We start from the raw sequence: 25,461 nt of genomic DNA, 5'->3' as shown, positions 1-25,461 counted from the left end.
TCGCGGGTGCGGCCGTCAACCGGCCGCCCGCAGGTGCCGCGTGCGATACGCGGCGAAGTCGCGCGCGAGCTGCGCATCGGTGAAGCCGAAGCGCGCGATCGAATAGTCGTGCGCGGCGCGCTTGTCGCGGCCGTTGCGCGCCATCCAGTCCGTCATCGCCGCACGCTGCCGCGCATCGAGCGACATGCCGGCGAAGCGGTACACGGCTTGCGCAACGCCGAGCGGATTCGCTACGGTGTCCTCGAAACGCACGTCGAGGAACCGGTCGGCCGGCAGCGCGTCGCGCGCGGCCATCGCCGCGCCTATCGCACGCGCCATCCCCGCGTTCCACTGCGCGCCGACGGCGAGCGGATCCGGGTCGTCCGCATACATCTGCCACAGCGTGTGCGCCATGCTCGCCATCGACGGAATCGTCTGCGCCGGGTCGCGGTGCGTGAGCACGACCCGCGCACGCGGAAACACGCGGCACAGCACGTCGAGCGCATGCAGGTGCTGCGGCGTCTTCAGCAGCCAGCGCTCGGCCGGCGCAACGCCGCGCCGCGCCTTCTGCCACTGCAGGAACTGCAGCATCCGCTTCAGGTACGTGTAGACCGGCGTGAGATCCTGCTGCGCGAGCCACGCCGTATAGCACGGCACGTTCGCGTACGAATCCATCGCGCACACGAACGAGTGCTCCATCAGCATGAACTCCTCGTCGGCGAGCATCGCGTCGAGCGGATGGATCGCCAGGATCTGCGGGATGCAGTCGATCATCGTCGCGACCTCGGCCTGCGCACGCGCGATGCGCACGGTCGGCGCGTCGAGCGTCTCGCCGGCGAGCGGCGCCGGATAGCGCGTCTCCCACCACGCCGCCGAATGAAAGCGCCGGTCGACGGCCAGCAGCCGCTGCAGCAGCGTCGTGCCCGTGCGCGGCAGGCCGACGATCACGAGCGGATCGTCGATCGCAATGTCCGCGATCTCCGGATGACGCCGGAAGTAATCCTCGACGACGAGCCGGTTCACGAGCTGGCCGACGAGCTTCTCGCGCATCATCTCCGCGCCGCGCGCGGACAGCCTCGCTTCGTCGATCAGCGACGCGCACATCACGTCGAGCGCCTCGCGATACGGCCCGTCGCCGAACGCGGTGAGCCCGCCCGTGCGCGACACGGCCTCGGCGATCAGCCCGTCCGCGGCGAGCAGCGTGCGGATCCGGTCGAGCGGCGCGTTCATGCAGCCTCCTTCAGCGTGGCGAGCTTGACGACGCGCGTGCGCGGATGCACGGGTCGCGCGGCGCCGACCCAGCGCCAGCAGATCGTGCCCGCCCGGTGCCCGGCCGTATCGAGCCAGTTCGCATCGCCCGGCCGTGCTGCCGCGACGACCACCGTCACGCCGCCGTCGGCATTCAGCCGCGCGCTGTGCTTGTTCACGCAGACGTCGAAGTGCCGGTAGTCGAGCGACTCCATCCAGTAGTTGTTGAGCTGTACGTTCCAGAAATCGCAGTCGGGCATCGTGTCGACGTCGATCACGAGCGCTTCGTCGTCGGCCAGCGACCAGCTCGAGTGGTAGTAGTAGATGTTCGGGTCGCCGCCGACCGACTGGCACAGCGCTTGGTCGGCGGGCGGCAGCGCGTTCACGTGCGACCGGTAGCTCGCGGCCCAGTCGGCGAACAGCTTCGACGTCTGCTCGACGAACTGCGCGGCGCGCGTGAGGCCACCCTGCAGCACGACCGGGTCGAGCGGCGCCGGCCGATCCTCGGCGCCGATACGCTCGATCTTCAGTTGCGCGGGCGTCTCCGCACGCCGGTCGAGGAAGGTCTGGCGCACCAGCAGCGCGTTGGTGCCGGGCTCCATGCGCACCCAGTTGCCCGCGCGCGGCGTTTCGCTCAGCACGATCTCGAAGCTGCCGTCCGGCGCGAGCGCGAGCTGCTTCGCATCGAGAAAGCCCGTCTGCAGCATCTTGCCGTCGGTCTCGTAGCCGCCCTTCTGCGTGCCGAAGCTCAAGTACGCGACCGTGCCGCGCCGCCCCGTCACGCGGTATTCGCAGCGGCCGTCGAGGCGTGCGTACTGGTACAGGTTGTCGGGATTGTCGGCGCCGATCTTCGCGGTCTCGTGCGACGGCGAGAAGAAGCCCGGCCATGCGCCGTCCGCGAATTCGACGTGCATTTCCAGCGCGATGCGCATCAGCCGGCTCAGGTAGCGGAACCCTTCCGCGCGCGTCAGCGGATCGTCCGGCGCGTCGGCGCGCAGGATCTGTTGTCCGCTGCGTTTCAGGGTGTCGCAGAAATCGGCCCAGGTCTGGCCCGAAAGCAATTGCGTGGCACGTGTGTCGTCCGTCATGTGTCGTCTCCGCCGATGGTCGAGCGCTCACCTTAAGCGCCTGCGTCGCGCGCCACTTCGTCCGGGTGGACTAAGGAAAGATCCGCTGTGCCGCCAGGTCGCCTCTTAGTCCACCCGGACGAAGAGCAGTACGCCCCCTGCTCGATACCGTTGGCGTCATGCACGAAACGCCGCACATGTCGCGCGGCGCCGGCATGAAACAAGGAGACGAACGATGTTGACCCACTTGGAGCGGCTGGAGGCCGAAAGCATCCACATCATGCGCGAGGTGGTCGCGGAGAGCGAGAACCCGGTGATGCTGTATTCGATCGGCAAGGACAGCTCGGTCATGCTGCATCTCGCGATGAAGGCGTTCTACCCGGCGAAGCCGCCCTTTCCGCTGCTGCACGTCGATACGACGTGGAAATTCCGCGAGATGATCGCGTTTCGCGACGAGACGGCCGAGCGCCTCGGCCTCGACCTGCGCGTGCACATCAACCCCGAAGGCGTCGCGAACTACGTCAATCCGTTCACGCACGGCTCGGCCGTGCACACCGACGTGTGGAAGACGCAGGGGCTCAAGCAGGCGCTCGATCACTACGGCTTCGACGCCGCGTTCGGCGGCGCGCGCCGCGACGAGGAGAAATCGCGCGCGAAGGAACGCATCGTGTCGCTGCGCTCCGAACAGCACCGCTGGGACCCGAAGCGCCAGCGTCCCGAACTCTGGTCGCTGTACAACGCGCGCAAGCGCAAAGGCGAAAGCCTGCGCGTGTTCCCGATCTCGAACTGGACCGAACTCGACATCTGGCAGTACATCCAGCTTCACGACATCCCGATCGTGCCGCTCTACTTCGCGAAGGAACGCCCTGTCGTCGAACGCGACGGCGCGCTGATCATGGTCGACGACGAACGTTTGCCATTGCGCGAAGGCGAAGTGCCGCGGATGCGCAAGGTGCGCTTTCGCACGCTCGGCTGTTATCCGCTGACGGGTGCGATCGACAGCGATGCGACGACGCTCGACGACGTCCTGCAGGAGATGCGCGAGACGCGCACGTCCGAGCGCCAGGGGCGCCTGATCGACAGCGATTCGGCCGGCTCGATGGAAAAGAAGAAACAGGAGGGATATTTCTGATGGCACACGTACTCACCGCTCCCGACGCGCGCGCCGACGACGACGCGCAAACCAGGGACCTGCTGCGCTTCATCACGTGCGGCAGCGTCGACGACGGCAAGAGCACGCTGATCGGCCGCCTGCTCTACGAATCGAACATGCTGTTCGACGACCAGCTCACGCAGCTCGAGGCCGATTCGAAGAAGGTCGGCACGCAGGGCGGCGAACTCGATTTCGCGCTGCTCGTCGACGGCCTGTCGGCCGAGCGCGAGCAAGGGATCACGATCGACGTCGCATACCGCTTCTTCGCGACCGCGCGACGCAAGTTCATCGTCGCCGATACGCCCGGCCACGAACAGTACACGCGCAACATGATCACCGGCGCATCGACCGCCGATCTCGCGGTGATCCTGATCGACGCGCGCAAGGGCGTGCTCACGCAGACGCGCCGCCACAGCCATCTCGTCGCGCTGATCGGCATCAAGCGCGTCGTGCTCGCGATCAACAAGATGGATCTCGTCGACTACGACCAGGCCGTGTTCGAGCGCATCGATGCCGACTATCGCGCGTTCGCGGCCGAGCTCGGGCTGGCGGAGATCGTCAGCATCCCGATGTCGGCGCTGCGCGGCGACAACGTGATCGTGCCGAGCGCGCAGATGCCGTGGTACGCGGGCCCGACGCTGATGCAGCATCTCGACCGCCTGCCGCTCGCCGCGCGTGTGACGCGCGACGAGCCGTTCCGGCTGCCCGTGCAGTGGGTCAACCGCCCGCACCTGAACTTCCGCGGCTACGCGGGCAGCATCGCATCGGGCGAGATCCGTGTCGGCGAGCGCGTGCGCGTGCTGCCGTCCGGCAAGGAGAGCCGTGTGGCGTCGGTGATCACGCAGCGCGGCGAAAGCGACATCGCGCGCGCCGGCGACGCTGTGACGCTCACGCTCGCCGACGAGATCGACGTCAGCCGCGGCGACCTGATCGCGCGCGCGGACGCGCCGCCGGAAGTGGCCGACCAGTTCGAGGCGACCATCGTGTGGATGCACGACGAGCCGCTGCTGCCCGGCCGGCCGTATCTCGTGAAACTCGGCACGCAGACGGTCGGCGCGTCCTGCGCGACGCCGAAGTACAAGATCGACGTGAACACGCGCGAGCATCTCGCCGCGCGCACGCTCGCGCTCAACGAGATCGGCGTGTGCAACCTGAGCTTCGACCGGCCCGTCGCGTTCGATCCGTACGACCGGAACCGCCATACCGGCGGCTTCATCGTGATCGACCGCTTCACCAACGACACGGTCGGTGCCGGGATGCTGCACTTCGCGCTGCGCCGCGCGCACAACGTGCACTGGCAGGCCGTCGACGTCGATCGCGACGCGCGCGCGGTGCAGAAGGCGCAGACGCCGCGCATCGTGTGGCTGACCGGGCTGTCGGGCGCCGGCAAATCGACGATCGCGAACCTCGTCGAAAAGCGGCTGCATGCGCTCGGCAGGCACACGTACCTGCTCGACGGCGACAACGTGCGGCACGGGCTCAATCGCGATCTCGGCTTCACCGAGGCCGATCGCGTGGAGAACATCCGGCGCGTCGCCGAAGTGGCGCGGCTGATGCTCGACGCGGGGCTCATCACGCTCGTGTCGTTCATCTCGCCGTTCCGTGCGGAGCGCGACATGGCGCGCGCGCTGGTCGGCCCCGACGAGTTCGTCGAAGTGTTCGTCGACACGCCGCTCGCGGTCGCCGAGGAACGCGATCCGAAGGGCCTGTACAAGAAGGCGCGGCGCGGCGAGCTGAAGCACTTCACGGGCATCGACTCGCCGTACGAGCCGCCCGCGCAGCCCGAGCTGCGCGTCGACACGGTGGCCGAGTCGCCGGAACAAGCGGCGGACCGCATCGTCGCGCACCTGCTGCGCGAGCGCGCGGCGTAAGCGCGGTGTACGGGCAACCCGGCGGTTGCCCGCATGCCCGCGTCATCTACTCCGTTCGGATGACGCGGGCCGCCGGCCGGCCGGTATGCTGGTTCGGGAACACTTCACCCCGACCCAGGAGAACACGAGCATGCGGATCGCGCTGGCGCCCGGCGACACGGCCACGCACGACGGTTTCGACGACGCGGCGTGGACGGCACGCGAACTCAGCGCGTGGCTCGGGCTCGTCTACCAGGGCCCGTCGGAAGCGACCCCGTGGGCCGGTTTTCTCGAAGCGGTCCGCGTGCGGCTCGACGCGAGCTTCACGACGCTCGTGCTGCGCAATCCGGGCGGCTCGCGGCACGGGCTCATCATCAATGCGTCGACGCATGGCCCGCTGCTGCCCGGCGAGCCGTCGTACAGCGAGCAGTTCTATGCACTGTGCCCATTTCTCGATCACCCGCCCGGCCAGGTCTTCACGGCCGACCGGCTGTTCGGCGAAACCGCGTGGCGCGCACACGATTTCTACCGGCAGTACCTGCAGCCGCTCGACCTGCGCTACATCCTCGGCGCGAACCTGCGCGGCGAACGCGGCGTCGAGTGCGCTTTCTTCGTGAGCCGCGCGCACGGCGGCCGCGATTTCGACGCGGCCGAGTGCGCACAGGTCGCGACGCTGCTGCCGCACCTGCAGCGCGCGGTCGAGCTGCACGCGGCGTTCGACGTGCTCGATGCCGAACGCGCGCTGTACGCGGGCACCGTCGACCGGCTCGATGTCGGCACCGCGATCGTCGACGAGGACGGCCGCGTGATCAAGCGCAACCGCATCGCCGAGCGGCTGATCGAGCAGCAGGACGGGCTGTGCATGCGCCAGGAGCGGCTCCACGCGTCGTGCCCGCTCGACGAGCGCCGGCTGCAGAAGGCGCTGCAGGCCGCGCTCGAGCATTTCCGCGCGGGCGCGCTCGCGCGCATCGAAGCCACCACGCTGTCGCGCCCCGGCGGCGCGATGCCGTTGAGCGTGCTGCTGCGCCCGCTCGCGCCCTATCGCGGCGCCGAGGACCGCCAGCACCGGCCGGCCGTCGCGGTCTTCGTCCGCGATCCCGCGTCGTCGCCGCAAACGTCGCGCGACATGCTGCACCGGCTGTTTCGGCTCACGCCGATGGAGACCGAAATCGCGCTGCTGCTCGTCGACGGGCTCACGCTCGACGAGGCGGCCGCCGCGACGGGCATCACGAAGAACACGGCGCGCGCGCACCTGCGCGGCATCTTCGCGAAAACGGGCGCGACGCGACAGGCCGTGCTCGTCAAGACGCTGCTCAACAGCGTCGTGTCGATGGCGTAGCGGGCCGTCACGGCGGCCGCCGGAGAGCCTGCGCGGCCGACGCACGACGCGGGTCGCGACCGGGCACCCGGCGATCGACGCAATCTCATTTGACGTCATACGTCATCAGACATGATCGAATAACCCGCCAGCCTCATGACATTCTCCAATATTTAGGAAATTTCCGGGTATACCCGCGACGCCATCATCGGTGCTCAGGCGTACCATGTCATACGACGACATACTACATAGACCGCCACACCGACGCCGATGCGGGCTGCCGCCCCGTCCGCCGCCGCCCGACCGGAGACACCGTTGAACCCGCCCTCGCCCGCCCTGCCAGGCCGCGACCCGCTCGCGTCCGCCGTCTCGAAAGTGAAGTGGCATGTGCTGCCGCTCGTGCTAATCATGTTCATTGCGAACTACATCGACCGCGTGAACGTCGGTTTCGTCGATCGCCACCTCGAAGCGTCGATCGGTATCGGCGCGGCCGCGTACGGGCTCGGCGCCGGGCTGTTCTTCGTCGGCTATGCGCTGTTCGAAGTGCCGTCGAACCTGCTGATGCAGCGCTACGGCGCACGCGTGTGGCTCGCGCGGATCATGGCGACGTGGGGCATCGTCGCGGCCGCGATGGCGTTCGTGTGGAACGACACGTCGTTCTATGTGCTGCGCTTCCTGCTCGGCGCGGCCGAGGCCGGCTTCTTCCCCGGCGTCGTGCTGTACCTGTCGCAATGGCTGCCGCCGCAGGAGCGCGGCAAGGCGATGGCGATCTTCCTCGGCGGCTCCGCGTTCGCGTCGGTGCTGTCCGGGCCCGTCACCGGCGCGCTGCTGTCGATCCACGGCTTCGGCCTCGAAGGCTGGCAATGGATGTTCCTGATCGAAGGGCTGTTCTCGGTCGCGCTGTGCGGCGCGAGCTGGCTGCTGCTGAAATCGTACATCCGCGACGCGACGTGGCTCACGGCCGAAGAGCGCGCGGCGCTCGAAAATGCGCTCGACGCGGAACGCGCGACACGCGACGTGCGCTCGAACGTGCCCGTGCGCGCCGCCGCGCTGCTGCGCGATCCGCAGATCATGCTGTTCTGCTTCCTGTATTTCTCGATCCAGTTGACGATCTACGCGGCCACGTTCTGGCTGCCGACGATCATCCGCAAGATGGGCGGCCTCACCGATTTCCAGGTCGGCCTGTACAACACGATCCCGTGGATGATCGCGATCGGCGCGATGTACTGCTTCGCGGTGCTGTCGTCGAAGTGGAAGCATCCGCAGCGCTGGCTCGCATTCGCGCTCGTGCTCGCCGCATGCGGGTTGTTCGCGTCGACGTCGCACGATCCCGTCTGGTCGTTCGCGTCGATCTGCTTCGCCGCGCTGGGCTTCAAGGCTGCGTCGTCGCTGTTCTGGCCGATCCCGCAAGGCTATCTCGACACGCGCGTGGCCGCGGCCGTGATCGCGCTGATCAACTCGGTCGGCAACCTCGGCGGCTTCGTCGCGCCGACGGCATTCGGCTATCTGAAGCAACATACGGGTTCGATCACGGGCGGGCTGTATGCGCTCGCGATCGCGTCCCTCGTCGCCGCGGGCGCCGCGCTGTTCGCGCGCACGCACCGGCGCAGCGATCCGCCGCGCGGCCTGCCGGCCGACGAGTCCTTCACGAACGCTACGATGCTCCGCCATGCCGAACACTGACCGCCTGACCGTCGTCGTCTCGAATGCCGCCGACGGCGATCTCGCCACGTTCTCCCTCACGGGCGACGGCACGCTCGCGCCGCTCGCCCGCTACCCGGCCGCCGACGTCGCGATGCCGATCGCCGTACAGGCCGACCGCGCGCGGCTCTACGTCGCGACGCGCGGCGAACAGCCGACGATCGTCGCGTTCCGGGTCGCCCCTGCCACGGGCGCGCTCGCACGCATCGGCACGACGGCGATCGACGCGAGCCACGCGTACCTGTCGCTCGACCGCAGCGGCCGCTGGCTGCTCGGCGCGTCGTACGGCGGGAATTCGCTGAGCCTCTACGACGCCGCGCGCGTGCGCGACGGCGACGGCGCACCGCTGCAGGTGGCCGGCGGCATCGCGAACGCGCACGCGGTGATCGTGTCGCCGGACAATCGTTTCGCGTACGTCAGTTCGCTCGGCTCGGACCGCGTGTTCAGCTTCGCGCTCGTCGAGGACGCAGCCGGCCTGCGTGCGCTCGAACACGGCGAAACGCGCGTGCCGGCCGGCTTCGGCCCGCGCCACTTGCAATTCGCGCGTGACGGCCGCGCGCTCGTCGTCGTCAGCGAATTCCAGGCCACGCTCGCGACCTTCGCGCGCGCCCTCGACACCGGCCGGCTCGGCGACGCGCACGTCAGCGCGCGCCACCCGGCCATCGCCGAACTCGCGCAAGGCCATGCTCGGCCGCCCGCGCCCGCCGAACCGTCCGTCTGGGCCGCCGACCTGCACCTGACGCCCGACGAGCGCTTCGCGTATGTCAGCGAACGCACGTCGAGCCGGTTGCTCTGCTATCGCCGCACCGCCGACGGTACGTTCGAGCCCGCGCACGCGACGGCCACCGAGACGCAGCCGCGCGGCTTCGCGATCGACCCGTCGGGACGCTGGCTCGTCGCGTGCGGCGAGCAGTCGGAACACGTGGCGGTCTATGCGATCGCGCCGGACGACGGCACGCTGTCGCTGCATGCGCGGGCGCCGGGCGGGCGCGGCGCGAACTGGGTCGCGATCGTCTGACGAAACAACGCCGCGCGCAGGATCCGGCAGGCCGGCAGCACAGGCCCGTTCGCCCCTGCGTTCAGCGCCGCTCGCTCGGCGCGACGCCCGTCCAGCGCTTGAACGCGCGCGTGAAGTTGGCGCGGTCCGTATAACCGACGCGCGCCGCGATCTCGTCGACCGGCAGCCGCGTGCCCTCGAGCAGGCGCAGCGCGTCGCGCAGCCGGATCTCGTCGAGCAGCGTCGAATAGGTCGCGCCGTACTCGGCGAGCTTACGCTTGAGCGTGCGCGCCGACACATGCAGCTCGCGCGCGACGTCGTCGACCGACGGATAACCGCCATCGCCGCAGATCAGCAGGTTGCGCACGCGCTCGACGATGCTCTCCGCATAACCGAGCCGCGCGAGTTCGGCCTCGCATTGCTGGACGATCATCTGCGCGGTCTGCGCGTTCGCGGTGCCGATCGGCTCGTCGAGCAGCTCGGCGTCGCAGCGGATGCGGTTCGCGCTCGCGTCGAAATGGCAGCGCGGCAGCCGCGCGCGATAACGCTCGAACCACGGCGGCTCGGGCCACGCGAAGTGCAGCTCGGCTGCGCGACTGCAGCGTGCGTCCCGGCGCCGGATACAGCAGCGAATTGAACAGGATCGCCGTTTCGACCAGGAAGTTCTCGACCGCGAACTGGCGCAGCCGGCCGAGCGGAAACGCTTCGAGCACGTCGATGTCGACGATCCCGTCGAGCTGTGCGAGCCGCACCGAGAAGAACGGCACGCGCGTCGGCAGGTAGCGGATGCCGAGCGCGATCGCCTCGCCGAGCGTCGCGCAGCTCATCAGCCCGAAGCCGATCAGCCCCGCTTTCGTCAGGCTGCTGCGCAGGCCGATCTCGATCGCGATCGACGGGTCGTCCGTCGCGTCGAGCAGGTTGAACACGATCGCCGCCTGCTGCAGCGGCGTGATGCGCACATCGGGCTGCGCGAGCCGCTCGCGCTCGACGCCCGAGCCGGCGAGAATGCGGCCGCCATCGATGCCGCGCTCCTCGGCCAGCATCAGCATGAACAGCGCATACGCGGACGACACCGTCGCCTTGTTCAACTGGCGCGCGGCATCCGGGACGGACAGGGCCATGCGGGGGACTCCAGAGCGGTTTCGGCGGATTGTAGCGTCGCTGGCCCGCAATGACACCGCAGCGGCACTCTAGCCGCTCGCCGGCCGTCGTGGCCTGGAATGACACCACCATTGGCACCGGCGGCCCTCGCGTGCGGTGCGGCGCGCGCCTATGCTTGTCACATCGGCATAACGCCCCACTCTTTCCGCACGGATTCCGGTCGATGAGCCAACCCGCACGAACCGTCTTTCGCCACGACGCAGACAAGGTCGCGTACGTCCGCCGCGAGGTCAACGCCGCGAGCGACGCGATCCGCGCGCGCTTTCCGCTGCTCCACAACCAGAACCTGGTCGGCGCGACCGTGATGGCCGCGTCGGTCGCCGCGATGCTCGCGATCGCGTGGCTGTATGCGCGCGGCACGATCGCGTGGTACGTCGCGCTGCCGCTCGCCGCGTTCGTCACGTCGCTGATCCACGAGCTCGAGCACGACCTGATTCACCTGATGTACTTCAAGAAGACACCGTGGGCCTATCACCTGATGATGGCGCTGTGCTGGCTCACGCGGCCCGGCACGATCAACCCGTGGACGCGGCGGCGCATGCACCTGCATCACCACAAGGTGTCGGGCGGCGAATCGGATCTCGAGGAATTCGGCATCACCAACGGCGAGCGCTGGGGCGTGAAGCGCCTGCTGATGATCGCGGACGGGATGCTCGCCGTCGTGCTGCGGCCGGCCGCGATGCGCCGCAAGGTGCAGCAGTATGTGGCCGCGCAGCCGGTGCAGGATCCGGCCGAACGCATGCAGTTGCGCGTCGAGCAGGTGTCGTCGTACATGCCGGTCGGTCACGTGTATTACGCGCTGTGGCACGCGTTCATCGTCTATCACGTCGGCCTGTTCGCACTGCATGCGTTCGGCTACGCGGTGACGGTGCCGGCGATCGTCGAGCGCGCGATGAACGTCGTCGATTTTCTCGCGGTAGTGTGGCTCGGGCCGAACTTCGTGCGCAGCTTCTGCATCAACTTCGTCAGCTCGAACATGCATTACTTCGGCGACATCGATTCGCGCAACGTGATCCAGCAGACGCAGGTGCTCAACCCGTGGTGGATGGTGCCGTTCCAGTTGTTCTGCTTCAATTTCGGCAGCACGCATGCGATCCATCACTTCGTGGTGCGCGACCCGTTCTATATCCGGCAACTGACCGCGCGAACCGCGCATGCGGCATTGCGCGAAGTCGGTGTGCGCTTCAACGACGTCGGCACGTTTGCGCGTGCGAATCGCTGGGGCGCGTATCGTGCGTCGCGCAGCGCGCGCCACGCGCAGGCCGACGCGTAACGCCGGCGCCGGGGCGGCGCACTGCGCCGCGCCGCCCGATCATCGGCCATCAGTCGCCGATCGGCGGCATCGCTCCCTTGCCGCGGATCCACGACCAGTTTGCGAGTTCGGCCATTTCCTTGTCGCCGCGGCTGTCGCCGTATGCGAACAACTGCTTCGGCGGCCGGTTGCCCCACCACCCGCGCAGCCGCACGACCTTCTGCGGCCCCCAGCAGTTCTCGCCGTCGAGCCGTCCGGCGAATGTGCCGCGCTCGAACGCGAGCCGCGTCGCGAGCACGGTGTCGAAGCCGACCGTCTTCGCCCACTTCTCCAGATACAGCGACGGCGACGCGCTGACCAGCACGACTTCGTGCCCGCGCGCCTGGTGCTCGCGCATGCGCTCGAGCATTTCCGGACGTACGAAGTTCGGCAGATACGTGTCGACGAACGTGCGCGCCAGCACGTCGAGCGCGTCCTCGCGGATCGGCCCGAACGCGAACCACGCGAACTTCGCCTTCGCGTCGCCGCGCGACAACAGCCCGGCCTTCATCGCGGCGATCCACGGCAGCGCGCGCAGCCCGGCCCACGCAAAGCGCGGCGTACCGACCGCGTAGCGGACGAAGTGGCGGAAGCTGTCGGTAGTCGTGATGGTGCCGTCGAAATCGAACGCGGCGACGATGCGGTCAGTCATGGAGAATCGGCGGGAAAGCGATGAGATGCCCGGGAAGATAGCAGACTCGTGCCAGTGCGCGCGAAACGGCGTGACGAAGCTTGACCCGGGCAGCGACCACGCGCGCCGCAGCGCACGTGGTCGTCGTGCCGTGCTCTCAGCGCTGCGGCCGCGCCGCCAGCGCTGCCGGCAGCACGACGTTCATCAGGTGATCGGCACGCGACAGCAGATCGGTCACGCGCTCGTCGAGCCCGCGCAGTTGCGCGGGTTGCATCCGGATCTGCTGGACGGCCTGCCCGACGATGTTGCGGCGGTCGAACAGCGTGCGCTCGACGCCCGCGTCGTCCGGCACGCGCACGACGTCCGCCACCGCGCTCAGCGCCGCGAGTACGACCACGAGGTTCTCTTCCGCATGGCGGACCTTCGCGGCAAGCTCCTCGGTGCGGCGCGGGAAGAAGCCGAGCGACTGCTTGAGCGCGCCGAGCGCCGCACGGTAGTCGACATGGCCCGACGCCGCGCCGAACCAGCGTTCGAACATGCCGGCCTTGCGCGTCGCCTGCGCGAGCATGCCGGCCATCATGTCGGCCGCGCCGAGTTCGTTGAATTCGCGGGTCGTCGCCGCGACGGCTTCGACGAGGTTGCCCGCCGTCTCCAGCGCGCCGTCGCCGATCGTCGCGACCGTCGCGAGCTTGAGCGGCACCAGTTGCCGGATGTGCCGCTCGATGCGCGGCGCGTAGTCGGGATAGAGATTCGGGAAGCTGGCCTGCGCGGCGCGGAAGCACGATTCGAGCAGCGGGTGGTTCGATTCGCCGAACAGCGCGCGGCCGACCGCATCGGCGGGCGCTGTGCGCATGGCCTGGTCGACCGCCGGCCCGAAGTCGAGCGCCTGCGGCGCCGGCCGGTCGGGCGCGCGTGCAGCCGGCGCACCGGCCGCGGGCGGCGCGTCGAACGCAAGACGCCCGGGCGTGCGCTCGGGCGTCGTATCGAATTCGAGCCGCTTCGGCTCGTCGGACGGATTCGTCATCGCTGCATCCTGCCCGGCGCGGCGGTTTCCCGTACGCCGGGCTGCCGCCAATCAGACCGCGCCGCCGTACGCGAGCACGAAGTCGCCGAGGCCACGGTTGTAGCCGGCACCGACCGCCTTGAACATGAAGTGGCCGTCGCGGCGATAGAAGCTGCCGACCTGCACCGACGTCTCCATCGAGAAGTCTTCCTCGAGCGCGTACTTCGCGATCACCGCGCCCGACACCTCGTCGGCAATCTGGATGTAGCTGTTGCGAACCTGCCCGAAATTCTGGCGGCGCGCTTCGGCCTGGTCGATCGTCACGACCACCGAGATTTCCTCGACATCGGCCGCGAGCTTCGTCACGTCGATGAAGATCACCTCGTCGTCACCGTCGCCGCTGCCCGTACGGTTGTCGCCGCTATGCACGACGCCCATGCACTTCGAGGCCGGCATCCCGCGCTTCGGGAAATCGTCGCCCGGCTGGATGAAGGTTTCCTTGCGGTCCATCGTACGCACTTCGCTGTTGTAGAACACGAAGTGCTGATCGGAGATCAGCTTCGGATTGGTCTGCGCATCGTACTTGCACAGGAACACCGACACGTCGAGATCGAAATCCGTGCCCGTGTCCGTCGCGTTCGCGTCCCAACCGAGACCGATACGGAATTTCTGCGTGCCGGGCGCTTCCTTCGACAGGTTGACGCGACCGCCTTTCGACAAATTGATCATCTGAACCTCTTCTGCTGGAACCGCCGTTGCGCCGGCGGCAATGCCGGGCCGCACGGTGCGGCCCCTCGTTGATGGTTTCCGTGCCGCGCCTGACGCGCGGTTATTCGCCCGCCACCGCAGTCCGGTCTTCCTTGCGCTGAACGACGATCGACGACCACACGGCCGCGGCGATCATCGCCGCGCCGATCAGGCCCGTGACGACTTCGGGCACGTCGAACTTCACGCCGAGGAACATGATCGTTGCGAGCGCACCGATCGCCCAGAACGCGCCGTGTTCGAGATAGCGGTACTGCGCGAGCGTGCCCTTCTTCAGCAGCACGAGCGTCATCTCCCGGATGTAGGCCGCGCCGACGCCGAGACCGAGCGCGATCAGGAAGATGTTGTTCGACAGCGCGAACGCACCGATCACGCCGTCGAAGCTGAACGACGAATCGAGCACTTCGAGATACATGAACCCCGCGACGCCTTCGCGTACCACGCGCGTGCCCGTCTCCTCGCCGCCGACCAGGTCGCCCACGCCGTGCGCGATCACGAAACCGATCACGCCGAACGCGCCTGCGAGCAGGAAGCTGACCTGCTCGGCCGCCGGCACATGGAACGACGCGACGATCACGATCGCGAGCGTCAGCGCCACTTCCAGCGCCGTGATGCGGCCGAGATGGCGCATCGGGCCTTCGAGGAAACCGATCCAGTGCTCGTCCTTCTCGGTGTCGAGCATGAACTTGAAGAACACCATCAGCAGGAACGCGCCGCCGAACGCCGACACCTCGTGATGCGCGGACGTCAGCACCGCCGCGTACTTCTCCGGCGATTCGACCGCGAGCGTCAGCGCGTCCCACAGGCCGATGTGGCCGATCACCGCGACGATCAGCAGCGGGAACACGAGCCGCATGCCGAACACGGCAACCGGCAGGCCGAACACCATGAAGCGGTTGCGCCACTTCTCCGACCAGTTCTTGAGCACCGATGCGTTGACGACCGCGTTGTCCAGCGACAGTGAAATTTCGAGCACACACAGGACCGCGACGATCAGCATGTCCTTCACGCCGCCGAGGAGATAGGCCGCGACCAGCGCGAGCACCGTGAGCGACAGCGGGATCTTGAAATCTTTCAACATGATGGGGGTAATCGAGTTCTGAAAAATGGGCGTGTGGGCCGCGCTTACTTCGCGCGCACCCAGTCGCAGAATTCCTGCGTGATCAACTGCTCGTAGATCTGTTCGTCGCTGACGTCGAGCGATTCGAGATGCAGGAAGCCGACGTTCGGCATCTCGTCCGCGACTTCCGCGAGGAAGCCGAATTCGCTCGGATCGCCGACGCCGACGAGCGACCAGTACAGCGGGAAGTGCTGCGACTCGGCCAGCAACTGGCGCACGCGCTTGCGGTCGTTCTTCGGGTTCTGGCCGTCGGTGACGAACAGCACCCATGCGGGCAGATGGCCGTTCGCCGGCGCGGATGCGGCCGGCGCGGGCGTTTCGTCCGCGCCGCCGAACAGCCGGCTCAGGAAGCCGCGCTTTTCCTCGCGCTTCGGCGCCGGCTCCGGCGCGCGGAAGAAGAAGTCGACGATGTCGTTCATCACCGGCGCGTACTGCGTGCCGCCCCACTTGTCGATCCGCGCTTCGAGCACGTAGTCGGAGATGTACGAGCCGTAGTTGTCCGGCGTCGCGGTCGGCAGGCGGTCGTAGCCTTCGGTGAAGGTCCACGTGTCGACTTCGCCGTTGTCGTCGAACTTCAGTGCAATGCCGAGGATCCGGTCGTGCGTCTCCTGGATCACGCCCGACTGGTAAAGCGGCTTCGCGGAGCCCGAGATGTCGAGCGCCGCGCCGACGCGCACGACGGGCGGCTTCAGGATCTGGCGTTTTTCGAGGACGATCGCGACCTTCGCCGCGCGTTTCTCAAGCGTAATCATGCGGTGTTCCTCAATGGTGCTTCGGAGCGAATCGGGTGATCAGGTCCTGTTCGAGCTGGCGCAGGCGCGGTGCGTCCTGCTCGCGCTGGCGCTTGCCGTCGGCGATGATCTGCGTGATGTCGTCGAACGCGCCGAACAACTGCTGCTGCGCATATTCGAACGTGTCGGTCGAGATCACCGGGCGCTGGCCGAGCTTCGCGACTTCCTGCGCGTTCTGGCGATTCAGGTCGGCCTGCGCGCGGATCGCCTCGTCGGCCGCGTCGTACGTCGCGTTCGCGAGCGCCGCCGCGCGCTTCGTGCTGAGCTGCTCGAGGTAGAGCGCGAACGCGTTGGTCCACGCGGGGATCAGCACGGTCTTGATCGTCATGAATTTCGACGTCAGCGTGCGTTTCTGGTCCTGCTCCATCCGGATCTGCGGCGCGAGCTGCTTCGACATCAGCATCGCGCGGTCGAGGTCGTCGAGCTTGCTCTCGAGCGCGTCGACCTTGCGCTTCACGTCGAGCAGGCGCTGCGCGCCGAACGCGTCGTCCGGCTGCTGCTGGCCGGCCGCGAGATGCGCGCGCAGCGTCGCGAGCGCCGTTTCGCCATGCGCCTTCGACTGCGCGAGCGCTTGGTGCAGCGCGTAGTTGTCGTTGTACATCCGCTCGAGCTCGTCGATGCCGGCCTTCTGGCGCTGCGCATGGTTTTCCAGCTCGACGACGAGCGCGTCCATCCGCTTGCTCACGGACTCGTACTGCGACAGCAGCTTCTCCTTGGTCGAGCGGAACAGCCGCGTGACCTGCGTGAGCAGCCCGCCCTTGTCGGCGCCGCGCGGGTCGAGCCCCTTCGCGGTTGCAATCAGTTCGTTGAGCTTGTCGCCGAACTGGTCGGCATCCGACGCGCGGACGCTGGCGAGAATCTGCTGGGAGAAGGCGGCGATGCGCGTACTTTGGGCCACGCCGAGCTGGTCGATCTCGTCGACGGTGATCAGGCGCGCATGCTCCGTCGGCTGCACGGCCGGCACGACAGCGTCGGCAGGCACTGCGACGGGTGACAAAGACGGGGTGGAAGGACGATCGCTGACCGCATCGGATTTCTTGTCATCGAATAGCGGCTTCATGTGGCTACCACGTTTCCTTTTCTGCTTTTTGCTGCGTGTTGTCGTGCGCGCGAGGCGCGCATCCGCGATTACCGCCGTGCTCTCTCACGGACGGCAGACGGACAATAAATGGCGACGGTGCAGTGCGTCAAGGGACGGAATTCTTTCAATTTCCATTCATTTTGTAATGAAGTGTGTGAACGCGATGCACGGACGTCGCCGCTCCTGCCGCCATGCGCCTTGGCCACGCAAGATCCGGACACATCCAAACTTACATGTCTGATCAATGCGAAAGAAAAATGAAATCGCCGGTATTTACGGATTTCAGGCGCCGCGCACACGCGGACGAGACACTCACGATCGCCGATCGCGCGTTACCGATCCTGCACGCGATTCATGCCAAGCCGAGGCAGGATGAACGGCACGGATCGGTTACGAATCGTGAAATCCCATCGCCCGTCGATATCCACGAACGTTGCGCTGAAATGCCGGTCGTCGGACCACGTGATGTCGTCCAGATGGCACGACGCGTACATCGCGCCGACCGTGCGCTGCGCGCGCACCTTCAGCGGATCCTTCGACACGAGCGTGAACGTGACGGCTTCCTCGAACGGGCAGTCATAGTCGGTGACGAGCAGATACGCGGCCGGCATCTCGAACTGGCGCAGCAGCACGTAGCCGGAAACGGCGAGACCGGAGCGCACGCCGCCCACGAGCACATGCGTGCGTGACGGCCACGATTCGTACGGACCGTCGTGCGTTTCGAGCGTAAAGCGATCGACCGGTTTCATCGCCGCGCCGGTGTCGGCGTGCCGCTTTCCCGATGCATCGCCGCGTCAGTTCGCGGTCTTGCGATACAGCGCGACATACCCCGCGAGCATCAGCAGCAGCGACCCGCTGACCCGGTTCAGCCACTTCTCCCCGGCCGCTTTCCATACGCGCACCGAATGCACGCCGAGCAGCGCGTAGCCGGTCATCCCGATGACGTCGATCGCGACGATCGTCGCCGCGAGGATCGCGTATTGCGGCGCGATCGCGTGCGACCGGTCGACGAACTGCGGCAGCAGCGCGGACATGAACAGGTAGTACTTCGGGTTGCTCATCGCGACGAAAAAGCTCTTCAGGAACGCAGTCCGGCGATCGGGCGTCGCGTGCTCGAACTCCTGCGCTGCAGTGGAACGGCCGCTGGACATCAGCATCCGGATGCCGACATACGCGAGCCACGCCGCGCCGAGCAGCTTCAGCGTCACGAACGCCGTTTCCGACGCGTCGAGCAGCACGCCAAGGCCGAGCCCGACCAGGGCGACGAGCACGACATCGGCCGTGACGGCGCCGAGCATGCCGACCATCGCGTGACGCAAGCCGTACCGCGACCCGTTGCTCATCGCGAGCAACACCGTCGGGCCGGGCGTCGCGACGCCGACGGACAGGATCAGGGCAAATGCGAACAAGGCGGAGAGCGACATGGCGGGGCGTTCCTTCTGAAGGGAGCGGTGCGTACGGATTGCATCGTCTCCATCGGCTATGCGGGTCGCAACCGGCACCCTCGATTTGTTGCGACGAATACGGACGGTCGATGATCGCACATTCATTCCGATGCCCGCTCGGCGGCTGTGCAACGTCGGTACAGGCGCGCGACCGTGCGTAATGTCGCAAACAAGTCGTACCGGTCGTCGACGATCGGCGGGTATCTGACGCAGGGCGATCCGCGGTCGGTGTGGCTGTCGATGACGACGGATTTCCGACCGACGTGCAAGGGAGTGGCGGGCCGCCGTCAGAGTTTGCTATACTCTCGGTCTTCCGGAGAGATGGATGAGTGGTTTAAGTCGCACGCCTGGAAAGCGTGTATAGGTTAATCGCCTATCGGGGGTTCGAATCCCCCTCTCTCCGCCAGAATGCCTGAAGCCCCTTGATTTCCCGATAAATCAAGGGGCTTTTCCTTTGGCGCACCGACACGCCCCGCATCCGCCCGCCTTCCGCGTCACGGATGCCGAATGTAATCCACCAGCGCCCGCGTATATTCATCCGGCCGCTGATCGCACAAGCTCACCGCAATCGCCACCGCAAACCCCGCCGGCACGCCGAACACACCCGAACTGATCGGCTCGATCCCGAACCACGTGCGCCCCGCGAACCCCGTCAACTGCGTGAAGTACGGATAGGTCGACACGATGTAGTACACGCACACCGCGAGCCCCGTCACCATCCCGGCGATCGCGCCGCGCGTCGTCGTGCGCTTCCAGAACACGCCGAGCACGAGCACCGGAAAGAAGCTCGATGCCGCCAGCGAGAACGCGGCGCCGACAAGAAACAGGATCTTCCCCGTATTGAGCGACGCGACATACGACGCGAACAGCGCGACACCGAGCAGCAGCACCTTCGAGATCGTCACGCGCCGCTGGCTCGACGCGTCAGGCGCGACCATGCAGTAATAGACGTCGTGCGACAGCGCGTTCGCGATCGTCAGCAGCAGCCCGTCCGCGGTCGACAGCGCGGCGGCAAGCGCACCGGCCGCGATCAGCCCCGACACGACATATGGCAGCCCCGCGATCTCCGGCGCGGCCAGCACGACCATGTCCGGCTGCATCTGGATTTCCGACCAGTGCACGATGCCGTCTCGAATCACCTCGACGACGCTGATCAGATCGGGTTCGAAGTGATGCCATTGCGTGACCCACGCAGGCAATTCGGCGAACGGCCGCCCGACGAGGTTCGCGAGGATCTCGTACTTGATCAGCACCGCGAGCACCGGCACGCTCAGGTAGAACAGCGCGATGAAGAACAGCGTCCAGCCGACCGAGCGCCGCGCCGACGCGACCGACGTGGTCGTGTTGTAGCGCGTCAGGATGTGCGGCAGGCTCGCGGTGCCGAGCGACAGGCATAGCAGCAGCGCGAGGAAATTCCGCTCGCGCGGCTTGCGTTCGTCGTCGCTCGCGGCGGGAAACGGCTCGTGCATCGGCACGGGCGGCTCCGCGCGCGCAAGCATGTCGTCGCGCGCCTGCGTCCACGCGACGCGCGCCGCCGCCGGATCGCGCGGGAAGTCGGCCAGCTCGCGCTCGCGCTGGCTGATCTCGCGCAGCGGCCCGTTGTGGCGCCGCAAGTCGGCGAGCTGGTCGACGAGATGCCTGCGCGCGTCCGCATAGGACGCCGGCAAGCGGTCGAGCCGCGTCTGGATGTCCGCGGCTTGCCGACGGTACGCGTCGCGCACCTTTTGCTCGTCGGCCGCGTCGCGCACCTGCGCCTCGCGCGCCGCGACACGCTCCATCAGCTTGCCGTAATTGAACTGCGGCACGGGGCCGAGCCCGTTCTTCATCGCGATCAGCGACACCGGAATCAGGATCGCGCTGATCAGGATGATGTACTGCGCGACCTGCGTCCACGTGACTGCGCGCATCCCGCCGAGAAACGAGCACACGAGAATGCCCGCGAGCCCGCAGAAGATCCCGATCGCGAAATCGACGCCGATGAAGCGCGTCGCGATCAAGCCGATCCCCTGGATCTGCGCGACCAGATACACGAACGAACACAGGATCGCCGCGCCGGCCGCCAGCGCGCGCACGGCCGTGCTCGAGAAGCGCGTACCGAGAAAGTCGGGAATCGTGTAGCGCGCGAGCTTGCGCACATAAGGCGCGAGCAGGAACGCGACGAGGCAGAACCCGCCCGTCCAGCCCATCACGTACGCCAGCGCGTCGTAGCCGGTCGAGTAGAGCGATCCGGCCAGGCCGATGAACGACGCGGCCGACAGCCAGTCGGCCGCGGTCGCCATCCCGTTGAACGCAGACGGCACGCGCCGCCCGGCCACGTAGTACTCGACGAGATCGGACGTGCGCGACAGCAGCCCGATCACCGCGTACACGGCGATCGGCACGAACAGGAACACGTAGCCGATCCAGACACCGGAGCCGGTCGCGCGCTCGATCCGCCACATCAGCAGCACGAACCCGAGAAAACCCAGCGTGTAGAGCGCGTATGCGCGTATCAGTCGATGCGTCAGCATGAATCAGCGCCCGCCGTGCGCATTGCCGTGCGCGCCGCATGGTCGTCGTACGCGCGGCGCAGCGTGCGGTCCGCGCGTTGCATCAGCCCGATGTAGACGACGATCAGCACGAGATACACGAGAATCGCGCCCTGCGCGCCGACATAGAACGGCAGGCTGAAGCCGGCGAACCGGACCCCGGCGAGCGCGGGCCCGAAGAACGGCACGATGAACGACACCGAGAAGCCGATCGCCATCAGCACCGCGATCAGCGCGACGTTGAAGCGCCAGTAGCGCGCGTGGGCACGCGCGAGCGGCGCGGGAACGGGCGGCGGCGCGACAGGCGCCGGACGGGTCGGAACGGTCATGCCGTTATTTAGCAAAAAGCCCCTGCGCGGGCAATCGGGATTGCCGCGCAGGGGCTCATGCGCGCGTGATGCACGACAGGTACGATCAGCGCACTTCGGCGAGTTGGTCGAGGATGGCCGGGTTCTCGAGCGTGGACGTGTCCTGCGTGATCGCCTCGCCCTTCGCGAGCGAGCGCAGCAGGCGCCGCATGATCTTGCCCGAGCGCGTCTTCGGCAGGTTGTCGCCGAAACGGATGTCCTTCGGCTTCGCGATCGGCCCGATCTGCTTGCCGACCCAGTCGCGCAGCGTCTTCGCGAGCGCCGCGGCCTCTTCGCCTTCCGGACGCGAACGCTTCAGCACGACGAACGCGACGACCGCCTCGCCCGTCGTATCGTCCGGGCGGCCGACCACGGCCGCCTCGGCAACGAGCTCGTGCGACACCAGCGCCGACTCGATCTCCATCGTGCCGAGCCGGTGGCCCGACACGTTCAGCACGTCGTCGATCCGGCCCATGATCGTGAAGTAGCCGGTGTCCTTGTCGCGCACGGTGCCGTCGCCGGCAAGGTAGAGCGTGCCGCCGAGTTCTTCCGGGTAATAACTCTTCTTGAAACGCTCCGGGTCGCCCCAGATCGTGCGGATCATCGCCGGCCACGGGCGCTTGACGACGAGGATGCCGCCTTGCCCGTTCGGCACGTCCTGGCCCGTCTCGTCGACCACCGCAGCCATGATGCCCGGCAGCGGCAGCGTGCACGAACCGGGTACGGTCGGCGTCGCGCCCGGCAGCGGCGTGATCATGTGCCCGCCCGTCTCGGTCTGCCACCACGTATCGACGATCGGGCAGCGCTCCTGGCCGACGTGCTTGTGATACCACATCCACGCTTCCGGATTGATCGGCTCGCCGACGGTGCCGATGATGCGCAGGCTCGACAGGTCGTAGCTCTTCGGATGCACCTTGTCGTCGGCTTCGGCGGCCTTGATCAGCGAACGGATCGCGGTCGGCGCGGTGTAGAACACGCTGACCTTGTGATCGCCGATCATCTTCCAGAAGCGGCCGGCATCCGGGTAGGTCGGCACGCCCTCGAACACGACCTGCGTGCCGCCGCACGCGAGCGGGCCATACGTGATGTACGTGTGACCGGTGACCCAGCCGATGTCCGCCGTGCACCAGAACACGTCGGTCGGCTTCCAGTCGAAGGTCCACTTCATCGTCTGCGCGGCCCACAGCAGGTAGCCGCCCGTGCTGTGCTGCACGCCCTTCGGCTTGCCGGTCGAGCCCGACGTATACAGGATGAACAGCGGATGCTCGGCGCCGACCCATTCCGGCTCGCACGTGTCGGACTCGCCGTCCGCGATCTCATGCATCCACAGGTCGCGCCCTGCATGCCAGTCGATCTTGCCGCCGGTGCGGCGATAGACGATCACGCTCTTCACCGCTTCGCAGCCGCCCATCGCGATCGCCTCGTCGGCGATGCTCTTGAGCGGCAGCGTCTTGCCGCCGCGCGCCTGCTCGTCGGCCGTGACGAGCGCGACCGCGCCGACGTCGACGAGCCGCTCGTTCAGCGATTTCGCGGAGAAGCCGCCGAACACGACCGAGTGCGTCGCGCCGATGCGCGCGCAGGCCTGCATCGCGACGATGCCTTCGATCGACATCGGGATGTAGATGACGACGCGATCGCCCTTGCCGATCCCGCGTTTCTTCAGCGCGTTCGCGAAGCGCGATACGCGCGCCAGCAGATCGGCATAGGTGATGCGCGTGACGGTGCCGTCGTCGGCCTCGAAGATCACCGCGACGCGCTCGCCGTTGCCGGCTTCGACGTGACGGTCGAGGCAGTTGTAGGACGCGTTCAGCTCGCCGTCGTCGAACCACTTGTAGAACGGCGCGTTGGACTCGTCGAGCACGTTCGTGAACGGCTTGTGCCACGCGAGGCCCTCGCGCGCGAGACGCGCCCAGAAGCCTTCGTAATCGCGCTCGGCCTCGGCGGCGAGCGCGCGATAGGCCGGCATGCCGGAAATGGTCGCCGCCTGTTCGAGCGCCGCGGGCGGCGCAAACTGGCGGGTTTCGTGAAGAACCGATTCAATCGCAGACATCGACTACCCCTTGGTGAACATGAATCCTCTGCATGGCGGCGCGATCGTGCGCGCCGCGCGTCTTGGCCGGCGCATATGCGCCGCTGTCTCCCACCCACCCGCGCACGACCACGAAGGCTGCGCGCGATGCTGCACCGCACCACGTCACGCGACGGTGAACGTGCGGCCCGGCGGTTCCCACGATAAGCGCTCCAACTTACCCGTCACTTACGCGGCATGGCCGTTTCGCCCGCCGGGCGGCGCTTTACGCTGTAACAACCGCGACCCTACAATCCTAACTGAACTCGCCTCCCGGATTCCAGCTTGAATCGCTACGCCCTCTTCCTCATCCTGTCGATGCTGTTCGTCGGCAGCAACGTCGGTATCGGTAAATCCATCGTTGCAATCGTTCCCGTCGCCATCCTCGCCACGCTGCGCTTCGTGATCGCGATCGTCGTGCTGTGGCCGCTGTTCAGCCCCGTGAAGATGCGCGCGGTCAAGCGCGGCGAGTGGCTGAACCTGTTCCTGCAGGCATTCTTCGGCACCTTCATGTTCACGCTGCTGATGCTCAACGGCGTGCAGCGCACGAGCGCGGTGGCGGCCGGCGTCATCACGAGCACGATCCCGGCGATCGTCGCGCTGTTCGCGTGGCTGATCCTGCGCGAAAAACCGAACGGCCGTGCGCTCGTGTCCATCGCACTCGCGATCGCCGGCGTCGTGACGATCAACCTCGCCAACGGCAGCGCAACCGCGCATGGCGCGCACGGCGACGCGTCCGGCTCGCTGACCGGCAACCTGCTGATCCTCGGTGCCGTGTGCTGCGAATCGATCTACGTGATCCTGTCGCGCCGGCTCACGCAGACGCTCGCGCCGATCGACATCTGCGCATACACGCACCTGTTCGGCCTGTTCCTGATGCTGCCGCTCGGCGCGACGGCGCTGTGGCACTTCGATTACGCGAGCGTGCCGGCCGGCACGTGGGCGCTCGTCGTCTGGTATGGCCTGTCGGCCAGCATCTTCTCGTTCTGGCTGTGGATGAAGGGCATCCGGCACGTGCCGGGCAGCCTCGCCGGGGTATTCAGCGCGGTGCTGCCGATCGCCGCGGCCGCGTACGGGATCGCGTTCCTCGGCGAGCGCCCGACGCTGGCACACGGCATCGCGCTCGCGTGCGTCGTCGCCGGCATCGTGCTCGCGAGCCTGCGCGTGAAAAGCGTGCCGGCGGCCGCATCCTGATCGGTCCCCGGCCGTGCCGGCGCGTCGCTGCAGTCGCGCTGGCCGACGCGTTACAATAGCGCGCCTTTTCAAGATTACCCTCGATACCTGCGCCCCGCGCCCGACCCTCCATCATGTCCGCCCCGCATTCGCCCGGCCGCCCCGCGCGTCGCCCGCTTCGCCCGCTTCCCGCGCTGATTTTCATGAGCCGCTGGCTCCAGGTTCCGCTTTACCTGGGCCTGATCGTCGCGCAGGCCGTCTACGTGTTCCTGTTCCTGAAGGAAGTCTGGCACCTGCTGTCGCATGCGGCCGGCCTCGACGAAGTCAGCGTGATGCTCGCGGTGCTCGGCCTGATCGACGTGGTGATGATCTCGAACCTGCTGATCATGGTGATCGTCGGCGGTTACGAAACGTTCGTGTCGCGCCTCGGCATCGAGGGCCACCCCGACGAACCCGAATGGCTCGACCATGTGAACGCGGGCGTGCTGAAGGTCAAGCTGTCGATGGCGCTGATCAGCATTTCGTCGATCCACCTGCTGAAGACCTTCATCAACCCCGACCAGCACACGATGCACGCGATCATGTGGCAGGTGATCATCCACGTGTCGTTCCTCGTGTCGGCGCTCGTGATGGCGTGGGTCGACCGCCTGACGACGCACACGCATCCCGCCCATTTCCACGAGACGCATGCGCCCGCCGCGGCCGCGTCCCGCAAGCCGGCCGAAGCAGCCGTCAACGCATAAA

General features: G+C 67.3%; 21 protein-coding genes, 1 tRNA gene and 1 pseudogene. 9 read left to right on the top strand and 14 right to left on the bottom strand.

The window, feature by feature from the left end; genetic code table 11:
* Positions 1-15: 15 nt before the first annotated feature.
* Complete coding sequence (locus JYG32_RS01590; protein WP_213264443.1) at positions 16-1,209, bottom strand: sulfotransferase family protein; 1,194 nt, start codon at positions 1,207-1,209, stop codon at positions 16-18.
* Positions 1,206-2,315 carry a DUF1214 domain-containing protein gene (locus JYG32_RS01585; RefSeq protein ID WP_213264442.1) on the bottom strand — a complete coding sequence of 370 codons (1,110 nt, stop codon included), beginning with the start codon at positions 2,313-2,315 and terminating at the stop codon, positions 1,206-1,208. Before JYG32_RS01585 ends, JYG32_RS01590 begins: the two co-directional genes overlap by 4 nt.
* Positions 2,316-2,529: 214 nt before the next feature.
* On the opposite strand from JYG32_RS01585, the gene cysD reads away from it, so the two are divergent.
* From cysD to JYG32_RS01560, 5 genes are all read left to right on the top strand, one after another.
* Entirely contained in the window at positions 2,530-3,426 is an 897-nt protein-coding gene (cysD, locus tag JYG32_RS01580; protein ID WP_213264441.1) for a sulfate adenylyltransferase subunit CysD, read from the top strand.
* Complete coding sequence (gene cysN / locus JYG32_RS01575; RefSeq protein ID WP_213264440.1) at positions 3,426-5,318, top strand: sulfate adenylyltransferase subunit CysN; 1,893 nt, start codon at positions 3,426-3,428, stop codon at positions 5,316-5,318. The genes cysD and cysN overlap by 1 nt, the downstream gene beginning before the upstream one ends.
* Before the next feature lie 130 nt (positions 5,319-5,448).
* Positions 5,449-6,636 (top strand): helix-turn-helix transcriptional regulator, encoded by a 1,188-nt coding sequence (locus JYG32_RS01570; RefSeq protein WP_213264439.1) that lies wholly within the window; start codon positions 5,449-5,451, stop codon positions 6,634-6,636.
* A 294-nt stretch (positions 6,637-6,930) separates the two neighbouring features.
* The gene (locus JYG32_RS01565) at positions 6,931-8,298 is read left to right on the top strand and encodes an MFS transporter (protein ID WP_213264438.1); all 1,368 of its coding nucleotides are present in this window, start codon (positions 6,931-6,933) and stop codon (positions 8,296-8,298) included.
* Positions 8,285-9,334: a lactonase family protein gene (locus JYG32_RS01560; protein ID WP_213264437.1), complete on the top strand. Its 1,050-nt coding sequence runs from the start codon at positions 8,285-8,287 to the stop codon at positions 9,332-9,334. The genes JYG32_RS01565 and JYG32_RS01560 overlap by 14 nt, the downstream gene beginning before the upstream one ends.
* Before the next feature lie 61 nt (positions 9,335-9,395).
* Here the strand turns inward: JYG32_RS01560 and JYG32_RS01555 are convergent.
* Positions 9,396-10,434, bottom strand: a pseudogene (locus JYG32_RS01555) (AraC family transcriptional regulator).
* A gap of 203 nt (positions 10,435-10,637) precedes the next feature.
* Between JYG32_RS01555 and JYG32_RS01550 the strand changes: the two are divergent.
* Positions 10,638-11,747 carry a fatty acid desaturase gene (locus tag JYG32_RS01550; protein WP_213264436.1) on the top strand — a complete coding sequence of 370 codons (1,110 nt, stop codon included), beginning with the start codon at positions 10,638-10,640 and terminating at the stop codon, positions 11,745-11,747.
* Positions 11,748-11,796: 49 nt separating this feature from the next.
* Here the strand turns inward: JYG32_RS01550 and JYG32_RS01545 are convergent, their stop codons facing one another.
* The 8 genes from JYG32_RS01545 to JYG32_RS01510 form a co-directional block, all read right to left on the bottom strand.
* Positions 11,797-12,417, bottom strand: a complete 621-nt coding sequence (locus JYG32_RS01545) for an HAD family hydrolase (protein ID WP_213264435.1) — start codon at positions 12,415-12,417, stop codon at positions 11,797-11,799.
* Between the two features lie 136 nt (positions 12,418-12,553).
* A complete protein-coding gene (locus JYG32_RS01540; protein ID WP_213264434.1) occupies positions 12,554-13,420 on the bottom strand; it encodes a hypothetical protein in 867 nt (288 codons plus the stop codon).
* 51 nt (positions 13,421-13,471) lie between these two features.
* Positions 13,472-14,128, bottom strand: coding sequence for a TerD family protein (locus JYG32_RS01535; RefSeq protein WP_213264433.1), 657 nt, complete (start codon positions 14,126-14,128; stop codon positions 13,472-13,474).
* Positions 14,129-14,228: 100 nt separating this feature from the next.
* Positions 14,229-15,245, bottom strand: coding sequence for a DUF475 domain-containing protein (locus tag JYG32_RS01530; protein ID WP_174384519.1), 1,017 nt, complete (start codon positions 15,243-15,245; stop codon positions 14,229-14,231).
* A 44-nt stretch (positions 15,246-15,289) separates the two neighbouring features.
* On the bottom strand, positions 15,290-16,036 hold the full coding sequence (locus JYG32_RS01525; RefSeq protein WP_174384518.1) for a VWA domain-containing protein: 747 nt from the start codon (positions 16,034-16,036) through the stop codon (positions 15,290-15,292).
* Positions 16,037-16,046: 10 nt separating this feature from the next.
* Positions 16,047-17,135 (bottom strand): toxic anion resistance protein, encoded by a 1,089-nt coding sequence (locus tag JYG32_RS01520; protein WP_213264432.1) that lies wholly within the window; start codon positions 17,133-17,135, stop codon positions 16,047-16,049.
* Positions 17,136-17,488: 353 nt separating this feature from the next.
* Entirely contained in the window at positions 17,489-17,905 is a 417-nt protein-coding gene (locus tag JYG32_RS01515) for a hypothetical protein (protein WP_213264431.1), read from the bottom strand.
* 45 nt (positions 17,906-17,950) lie between these two features.
* Positions 17,951-18,580: a LysE family translocator gene (locus JYG32_RS01510; RefSeq protein WP_213264430.1), complete on the bottom strand. Its 630-nt coding sequence runs from the start codon at positions 18,578-18,580 to the stop codon at positions 17,951-17,953.
* Between the two features lie 336 nt (positions 18,581-18,916).
* Here JYG32_RS01510 and JYG32_RS01505 point away from each other — a divergent pair.
* A tRNA-Ser gene (locus tag JYG32_RS01505) sits at positions 18,917-19,007 on the top strand.
* An 88-nt stretch (positions 19,008-19,095) separates the two neighbouring features.
* On the opposite strand, the gene JYG32_RS01500 is transcribed toward JYG32_RS01505, so the two are convergent.
* The 3 genes from JYG32_RS01500 to acs all read right to left on the bottom strand — a co-directional run bounded on the left by JYG32_RS01500 (position 19,096) and on the right by acs (position 23,526).
* Entirely contained in the window at positions 19,096-21,111 is a 2,016-nt protein-coding gene (locus JYG32_RS01500) for a sodium:solute symporter family protein (RefSeq protein ID WP_213264429.1), read from the bottom strand.
* The gene (locus JYG32_RS01495) at positions 21,105-21,458 is read right to left on the bottom strand and encodes a DUF4212 domain-containing protein (RefSeq protein WP_174382347.1); all 354 of its coding nucleotides are present in this window, start codon (positions 21,456-21,458) and stop codon (positions 21,105-21,107) included. Before JYG32_RS01495 ends, JYG32_RS01500 begins: the two co-directional genes overlap by 7 nt.
* A gap of 85 nt (positions 21,459-21,543) precedes the next feature.
* Entirely contained in the window at positions 21,544-23,526 is a 1,983-nt protein-coding gene (gene acs, locus JYG32_RS01490; protein ID WP_213264428.1) for an acetate--CoA ligase, read from the bottom strand.
* Positions 23,527-23,829: 303 nt separating this feature from the next.
* On the opposite strand from acs, the gene JYG32_RS01485 reads away from it, so the two are divergent.
* Both JYG32_RS01485 and JYG32_RS01480 read left to right on the top strand, forming a co-directional pair.
* Positions 23,830-24,738, top strand: a complete 909-nt coding sequence (locus JYG32_RS01485) for a DMT family transporter (protein ID WP_213264427.1) — start codon at positions 23,830-23,832, stop codon at positions 24,736-24,738.
* A gap of 113 nt (positions 24,739-24,851) precedes the next feature.
* Positions 24,852-25,460, top strand: coding sequence for a TIGR00645 family protein (locus tag JYG32_RS01480; RefSeq protein ID WP_174382344.1), 609 nt, complete (start codon positions 24,852-24,854; stop codon positions 25,458-25,460).
* Position 25,461: the final 1 nt, after the last annotated feature.

It is taken from the genome of Burkholderia pyrrocinia (assembly GCF_018417535.1).
Classification (GTDB): Bacteria; Pseudomonadota; Gammaproteobacteria; order Burkholderiales; family Burkholderiaceae; genus Burkholderia; species Burkholderia pyrrocinia_E.
The sequence above is the reverse complement of the archived record's forward strand: the minus strand, read 5'-3'. Positions and strand labels throughout refer to the sequence as shown.